This is a genomic window from Mycobacterium sp. SMC-13, assembly GCF_045311035.1.
In the GTDB taxonomy this organism is placed as follows: domain Bacteria; phylum Actinomycetota; class Actinomycetes; order Mycobacteriales; family Mycobacteriaceae; genus Mycobacterium.
Genome location: NZ_JBJIAI010000085.1, coordinates 1 through 1284, shown reverse-complemented (window position 1 = coordinate 1284; position 1284 = coordinate 1). Strand labels below are relative to the sequence as shown.

General features: G+C 63.2%; 1 protein-coding gene. It reads left to right on the top strand.

The genetic code is table 11. The features are described 5' to 3' along the window. Window positions 1-70: 70 nt before the first annotated feature. Window positions 71-1254 (top strand): IS3 family transposase gene (locus ACJH6I_RS31775; RefSeq protein ID WP_212806691.1). Its coding sequence is split into 2 segments (ribosomal slippage): window positions 71-323 and window positions 323-1254, totalling 1185 coding nucleotides; the frame shifts between segments, so codons are not numbered across the junction. The last annotated feature ends 30 nt before the right edge of the window (window positions 1255-1284 follow it).

Sequence of the window (1284 nt, the reverse complement as noted above, 5' to 3'; positions counted from 1 at the left end):
TGTTGGGCTTGACCCCTGATGGTGGACACCTAACTGGTGGGACTGCTGGTCCTGCGGGAAGGATGTCCGTATGGCGGGCAAGCGTAAGAAGTACACCCCGGAGTTTCGGGAGCAGGCTGCCCGCCTGGTGATCGAGACGGGACGTCCGATCGCGCATGTGGCCGCGGAGATGAATCTGGGTGAGCAGTTGTTGGGTCGGTGGGTGCGCCAGGCCCGCGAGTCGGCCGGGGATACTGGCGGGGTGCTTGATGTTGATGAGCGCGCCGAGTTGGAGCGGCTGCGCAAGGAGAACGCTGAATTGCGTTTGGACCGTGAGTTTTTAAAAAAAGCGGCAGCCTTCTTCGCCTCCGAACAGAACCGGTAGATGCTTACCGGATCATCGAGGCGGAGAAGGCGAACTTCAGCATTGTGCGGATGTGCCGACTGCTGGTGGTATCGCGGTCGGGGTTCTACAAGTGGCGTGTGGCCGACGCTGCCGGTCCTACGCCGGCCCAGCAGCGCCGTAAGCGCCTCGACACCGCAGTTGCGGGGTTTCATGCCGACTCCGACGGGGTGAACGGCGCACCGCGCATCCTGGCCGATCTACGGGAGGATGGCTGGGTGGTCTCGTGCAAGACGGTGGCGGCATCACTGCGCCGCCAAGGTTTGTTCGGGATCAGTCCGCGCACTTTCGGTCCGCCGACCACCGTGGCGGACCCGGATGCCGAAGCGATCCCGGACCTGGTCAAACGTCGTTTCGATACCGGTGTGCTCAACGCGGTGTGGACCAGCGACATCACCTATCTGCGGACTGGGGAAGGCTGGTTGTATCTGGCGGCGGTACGGGACGGGCATTCGCGGCGGGTGATCGGTTGGGCGATCGCCGATACCCTGCATACCGATGTTGTCGAGTCGGCGTTGACGATGGCGATCGCGTTGCGTGGCCCGTTGCCGGAGAAGGTGATTTTCCATGCCGATCGGGGCTGTCAGTACACCTCGGCGCAGCTGGCTCGGTTCGCCCGGGAGAACAACCTGCTGCGGTCGGTGGGCCGTACCGGGGTGTGCTGGGATAACGCTGCGACTGAATCATTATGGGCGACACTGAAAGTCGAGTTTTACGACCGGCGGTTGTGGCCGACGAAAGCTGCCGCTAGGCTCGCCGTCGGTGACTGGATCGAGCGGGTCTACAACCGCCGCCGGCGTCACAGCGCACTGGGCATGATCAGCCCCGTCGAGTTTGAAAACCGGATCAATCAGACGGCACAAGCCGCCTGACCCTGTGTCCACCAAACAGGGTCAAGCCCA